Annotated in this window: 8 protein-coding genes; 2 read left to right on the plus strand and 6 right to left on the minus strand. The window is 40.6% G+C overall.

All coding sequences use genetic code 11. The features are described from left to right. Nucleotides 1-761, minus strand: a 761-nt coding sequence (locus DEH07_03950) for an adenosine deaminase (GenBank protein HBY03690.1), incomplete at its 3' end; no start/stop codon positions are given. Nucleotides 762-1,120: 359 nt separating this feature from the next. Between DEH07_03950 and DEH07_03955 the strand changes: the two genes are divergently transcribed. Beyond that, on the plus strand, nucleotides 1,121-1,567 hold the full coding sequence (locus tag DEH07_03955; protein HBY03691.1) for a large conductance mechanosensitive channel protein MscL: 447 nt from the start codon (nucleotides 1,121-1,123) through the stop codon (nucleotides 1,565-1,567). Between the two features lie 67 nt (nucleotides 1,568-1,634). Continuing rightward, complete coding sequence (locus tag DEH07_03960) at nucleotides 1,635-2,303, plus strand: hypothetical protein (protein HBY03692.1); 669 nt, start codon at nucleotides 1,635-1,637, stop codon at nucleotides 2,301-2,303. A 126-nt stretch (nucleotides 2,304-2,429) separates the two neighbouring features. Here the strand turns inward: DEH07_03960 and DEH07_03965 are convergent, their stop codons facing one another. The 5 genes from DEH07_03965 to DEH07_03985 all read right to left on the minus strand — a co-directional run. Next, nucleotides 2,430-2,726, minus strand: coding sequence for a hypothetical protein (locus DEH07_03965; protein ID HBY03693.1), 297 nt, complete (start codon nucleotides 2,724-2,726; stop codon nucleotides 2,430-2,432). 13 nt (nucleotides 2,727-2,739) lie between these two features. Continuing rightward, nucleotides 2,740-3,138, minus strand: a complete 399-nt coding sequence (locus tag DEH07_03970) for a hypothetical protein (GenBank protein ID HBY03694.1) — start codon at nucleotides 3,136-3,138, stop codon at nucleotides 2,740-2,742. Further along, nucleotides 3,110-3,295 carry a hypothetical protein gene (locus tag DEH07_03975; GenBank protein ID HBY03695.1) on the minus strand — a complete coding sequence of 62 codons (186 nt, stop codon included), beginning with the start codon at nucleotides 3,293-3,295 and terminating at the stop codon, nucleotides 3,110-3,112. The genes DEH07_03970 and DEH07_03975 overlap by 29 nt, the downstream gene beginning before the upstream one ends. A 603-nt stretch (nucleotides 3,296-3,898) precedes the next feature. Further along, nucleotides 3,899-4,315: a hypothetical protein gene (locus tag DEH07_03980; protein HBY03696.1), complete on the minus strand. Its 417-nt coding sequence runs from the start codon at nucleotides 4,313-4,315 to the stop codon at nucleotides 3,899-3,901. After that, nucleotides 4,312-5,721, minus strand: a 1,410-nt coding sequence (locus tag DEH07_03985; GenBank protein ID HBY03697.1) for a hypothetical protein, incomplete at its 5' end; no start/stop codon positions are given. The genes DEH07_03980 and DEH07_03985, both read right to left, overlap by 4 nt.

The following is a 5,721-nucleotide window of genomic DNA, read 5'->3' on the forward strand; positions in this document are numbered from 1 at the left end:
AGGTCCGGACGCAGAGAACTGTAACGCAGCATTGTCCATAACCCCAGGCGCACCCTGTTGGCGATTTCATCAGCCGTTATTGCTTCATGGCATGATCCGACACCGGCGGCGACAACTGCATTAAGGAGTTCGTAGGAACTTCCCGCGGTATGACCGTCAATACCCAGCCCCGCTTCTAAAGCCAGGTTGATTTTTTCAACCAGGTTATTGTCCCCTTCAATAAGCGTCCGCCACTGGGTAAACTCACCCACTTTCAGGATGTGGGGGTCGAAAAAGACTTTCCTCAAGTTTTCTATCGAAAAAAATTCCTCTTCACCTGGATAAGGTGAATGGGACATAACCCTTGCTGTCCATAAAAGTCTTAAAGGATAGTTGTCCAGAGCCTTCAATATTTTTAGAAACCGTTCGGCGCCAAGGTTGATGTATAAAATGAGGTTATCACAGAGCAAAGTGGTTGTGCCGCTGGCCAGGGCAACCTCCATGATGCTGACCGGGTTGTAAACAAACCAGGGGTGAAAATGCGCTTCGATCAGACAGGGACAAAGATAATAGCCGCCGGCGTCAATCACCCGTGTATTTGACCCGACCATTTTTCTGCTCAGCCCTACATAGGCGATCCTTCCATTCCAGACAGCAATGTTCGCCGGGTATATTTCCCCGCTGAGCACATTTACCAAATTGCCGCCGTCAATGTAAAGGTCAGCTTCCCCGGTTCCCCTGGCAATGCTGATTAAGCCCAGGGACTCTTCAACTTTTGTCATTAAAAAATATCACTTCCGGGAACAAAAAAATTAAACCTCCCAGGTGGAAGGCAAACTTAAAAAATATTAAGGAGTAAAAACATTCAAGCCTGTATTTGGCCCGGTCGTCGGAAGTCAGCCATCCGTTTAATTGCAGTATATATGAGCTTTCCGGCGGCTGTCAAACACGAGATGACTTACCATGTTAAATGAAATTAGTTTGGGTCAAGGGGTATTTTATTAATTTGGCGGGTCCTGTACCCAAAGTTAACATTTTAGCAAACCCGGATGGAATTTGTAGGATTTTTTAAAGTCCTGGAGAATTAATAATCAAATCAAATCAAATCAAATCAAATCAAATAGTTAAAAGGAGGTGTAATATGCTGAAAGAGTTTAGGGAATTTATAGCACGGGGCAATGTTTTGGACATGGCAGTCGGCATAATTGTAGGAGTGGCTTTTGGCAAAATTATTACCTCGCTGGTGAATGACATTATCATGCCGGTGGTAGGCCTTTTACTCGGCAAAATGGATTTTTCCAACCTTTTTGTGAACCTGTCGGGCACGCACTATAAAACCCTTGCCCAAGCGCAGGCTGCCGGTGCAGCCACAATTAATTACGGTCTTTTTATCAATACAATCCTTGACTTTATAATTGTCGCTTTCATAATTTTCCTGATTGTGAGGCAGTTTAACCGCCTTAAAAGAAAGGAAAAGACTGTGGAACCGACTACCAGGGAATGCCCTTTCTGCTTTTCAACAATTTCATTAAAAGCAGTTCGCTGCCCCAACTGCACATCTCAACTAGAAGAAGCAGCAAACAGTTAAAGGCTCCGAGCCCTTTGGAGTCCTTTGCTGAGCGTTTGGCACAAATAAATAAAGGGGGTTTTCGCAATTGTTGTCAGCAGATGACCGGAAAGATGAAATAATTTCTTTGGTCAGGGAAGGTAAATATTTGGACGCCATTGACCAGTTGCTTACCATAGTATCTTTAGAAGACGACAAAACTTATCGCGAGTGGTGGAACTACAGGACCAGGGGAGAAATTAATCTAGCCGCCAAAGCATATGAATATGACGAAAAATATTTCCAGGATATGCTGTTGAGCGGTTACATAAAAGAACTGCCCGCGTTTAGAACTGATCCGGACGGCGGACTGGAAGCTGAAGTTGAAACGGAAATATCTGACGCTGATTTTACCATCGACTGCTGGATATTTAAGCTGGATAAGCTTGACAACTGTTCCGGCATGTGCAGCGGCAGTACCAGGACAATAACCATTGATCCCGGCCGGACTGCTGACGAAGATATGCTGAACGTGACGCTGCTGCATGAAATGATTCATGCCTACGAGTTTATGCTGCCTGAGATATACAGGCAGTATGTGGCTGTCAGGCTATTCCAAAAACTTGAGCCGCTGATCCCGGATTTAATGGATTTAATAAACGCGGATATCCAATCCGAAGTCAGGGAGCACAGCGTTCTTTTTATGTTGAAAGCCCTTGACCTTGATTTAAGGTTAAATAGACCGCCGGGTACAGTTTATTCATACGGCGGAACATAGCAATAATAATCAATAAACAATATAACGGAGCAGGGGCTTAAAAAAATCAGCCCCCGGCATGATTGCCGGAGGCTTGTTCTTCCGCATATGCACAGGGGGGTGCTGTCGGATTTGAACTAAAACAGTTTAGTTTTTCAAGAGTTTATGAAAAACTTTCTTTGGGTCGCTGATTAACAGCGCAATCAACCAAACTATGAGACCAAAGAGAACAACAACAACTCCCAGCATAGTTGCGTCAAGTGTTATTTCGAAAAATTCCCCGCCTTCGGTTAAAAAGGCCATCACGTGGTCAACAAACCACATGAGTGTTGCTCCCCAATATATAAAGCATAATAAATCAAGCTTATATTTATCTTCCGGAGCGTTAACATACCATACGATAGTCGCAACTATAGCTGCTAACGCAGTAATTATAAAGAACATAATTCATCCTCCATCAGGCGTCAAATTCGGCTTTAGCTTCTACTGCAGGATTAATAGCCTTGGCTTTTTGATCGGCAATTGAAATCATGATTAACCAAACAATTGTTACAAATACCGCCATTCCCGTACCGATTGTCGCGACCTCATGAAGCATCGGGCCTACGTCAGCCGGATTATTCATTGCCGTTAAGAAAGGCGGCCATAGGACAACTTCCCCATGCCAAATATGTTCAAGCGCCAACAGTAAAACTCCGCCCCACAATAGTCTGTTCAGCCAGCTTAATTTACGGCTCCAACTTACTCGTGTTTGAGAACCCTCTTTCACTCCGGCTTCCCTTTCATTCTTCTCTATAACTTTCTTCACAACGGTGGTTACAATAGCCTCACCCATGGGTACAAGAAAACATGCCATATCTTTTTCCTCCGAAATTAATATTTGTGATTAACAGTTGATAAATGCCAAAGAGTATCTGTTTATTCACCTCCTTGAGCAGTTTTTCTTCAGTTTTTTCCAAATATATAAAAAAACCATCAAGGCAAACACTTATCCACAAGTAGTTAACCTTCATGGCTTAATATCTTCCCTCCATGGGAATAAAATATATGTATCATAAGATTTCTATTCTGTCAACTACGAGCAGAAGAGAAAACATAAAAACCTCCCGTATTATTACTGGAGGCTTTGTGCAGTGGGCGATACTGGATTTGCGTTTCTTTTGCCTGGGCACAAATATACCTTTTGGGAATCCGCAATGAAGCTGAAGAAGGTAGGAAAGCAGATAAATAAGGCCATAGAAATAGCCTGCCAAAGCTGTGGGACCAGCTGATAGTTAATATATAACGTGGATTAATGAGCACCCGGATGTGTCCTGTTTCTACACTTAATAATCGGCATACCTGATGGGCTGCTTAACTGTTAAATCCGTGTTCTTGACATAGGTAGCACTTTGAACAGCGGGGTAACTCTTCAAGAGGTAGCCCCTTGATCGTTTAATTAGTTTCTTGCTCTGTTTTCAGTTCTTTTTTTTGCTCAGACATCTTCTGCATTTTTGATTTTTTAAATAATAGTAAAGATAAAATTAAAATACATGAAGCAACTGAAGCGAAAATTATCAAATTTGGCAACCCTAATGCCCCTAATATAGCACCTACTATAAAACCAATTAAAGCACCTATAATAGTAACATAAAAAATTTTTTTTCTAAATCTTTGTCTATTTCAGTTGCTACATGCCATATAAAACCTGCAGCTAACAATATTATTTGTGCAGGTACAATTTCTAGAATGTAGCTGATGGGTAAAGGTTTTAAAATAACAAGAATTATAAAATACGGTATCGACATAAAAAAAATTAATGATACAAATTTAATTAGGTTAGGTATAATAGGTAAAACTTTGTCTATATAAAAACAAATTGTGAATACTAATAGCGAAGCATTAAGAAAAACAGTATATTTCCAAAACATATTGTCTCGGTAAGGCATGGGCTTACCGAGTAAGAGATTAGATACAACCAATCCCGCAAGGGTAGAAAAAATTAAAGCAATTAAAATTAGTAATGATTTTGATTTTAATATTCTATCGATCATAAGGAATTAAATCCCTTCATAAAACCTTTACCAAAATCAACCGCATCGGGTATCCAAGCTGCCCAACCTATATATGGAACAGCTTTTGCAAACTTTACACCTTTCGAGCCAGCCTTAATAAGGGCTTTCGATGGATCTTCTAGACATACGGCTGCTCGATAGGCTTCACCTTTTCTTTGTCCAATATCTAATAAGGCGTCCCCTACATCATAACTATTAATTACTTCCCGAGCTCCAGATTCCAGACCGGCACCTATCTTTTTCAAAAGCAAATTGTTTGCTAGTTGTTGCCTTCCGATTTCCCTTTGGAGATTGGCTTTATTACGAATTGCGTCCCTTTCAGCTTTTGTTTTAGCATTGTTGTACAAAATAGTCAATCTCTTTATTTCATCTTGTATTGCTTTTGGAAATTTTTCATCCCCTTCTTGCCAATTGCCTGAAGGATCAACCAAAATTACAGGATTATTTTTTACATAAACATATGGATTAAGCGTCATCGGATCTGTAATTGATTGTAAAGAATCCCTAGTCAAGAATCTTCTCAACCTTGGGCTGTAATACCTGCCCTTGCAGTAATAAAGTCCCGTTTCTTCATCGTAATAATAACCGGCATACCTGAACGGCTGTGTAACTGTCCCGGAATATGATAATTGATTGCCCCAGGGATCATAGTAATATTGGGCGCGGATATCACCATCCTCATCAGTTAATGTGACAACATCTCCCCGGTAATTATCGTGAACAAAATACGAACTTCCATTGATATTTTCACATATAAGTTTGCCTTCTGGAGAATAGCAATAAAGTTTTTTCGTAACTCCTGAACTATTGCTTTCACGCACCAGATTTCCAAAATTGTCATAATGGTAGTTTGTTATTATACCATTGACACTCTTGCTCTTTCTAAGCCCGTTTGCATAATATGTATAAGTGGCGCTGCCTCCGCTATAACTAACATTGGTTAATCTATTCTCCGAATCATAGGTATAATTATTGATTCCGTCATATGTTAGGTTTCCTCTATTATCGTAGGTAAAGCCGGCGGATGTAATCTGGTCAGCGTTATTATATGTAAAAGTACTGTTACCCCCACTACTTCTTGCTACTTGAATAACATTGCCGGCAGAGTCGTAGGTGTACTGTTCATTATAAGCGCTTCCTCCCAGTGTGGTGTAACCCCAATACGATAGCCTATTATTGTCATCGTAAATAAGATTTTCATATCCCCACCACGATGAGATGCCGACAATATTACCATTATTATCATAATCATACATATCCCAGTATTGGTTAGGGAAGGACGGATCTTGTATTTGATCCACCCGTCCATTTCTGTCATATGATATTTTTCTTATATTATATTCTCCAGGATATTCTACTTGGAATAACCGACCGTTCTCGTTATA

Source organism: Desulfotomaculum sp., assembly GCA_003513005.1.
Classification (GTDB): domain Bacteria; phylum Bacillota; class Desulfotomaculia; order Desulfotomaculales; family Nap2-2B; genus 46-80.

Bases quoted from the DNA above. Each gene is read 5' to 3' on its own strand.
- DEH07_03955 (HBY03691.1), top strand. From the start codon at position 1,121: ATGCTGAAAGAGTTTAGGGAATTTATAGCACGGGGCAATGTTTTGGAC.
- DEH07_03965 (HBY03693.1), bottom strand. From the start codon at position 2,726: ATGTTCTTTATAATTACTGCGTTAGCAGCTATAGTTGCGACTATCGTA.
- DEH07_03970 (HBY03694.1), bottom strand. From the start codon at position 3,138: ATGGCATGTTTTCTTGTACCCATGGGTGAGGCTATTGTAACCACCGTT.
- DEH07_03975 (HBY03695.1), bottom strand. From the start codon at position 3,295: ATGAAGGTTAACTACTTGTGGATAAGTGTTTGCCTTGATGGTTTTTTT.
- DEH07_03980 (HBY03696.1), bottom strand. From the start codon at position 4,315: ATGATCGATAGAATATTAAAATCAAAATCATTACTAATTTTAATTGCT.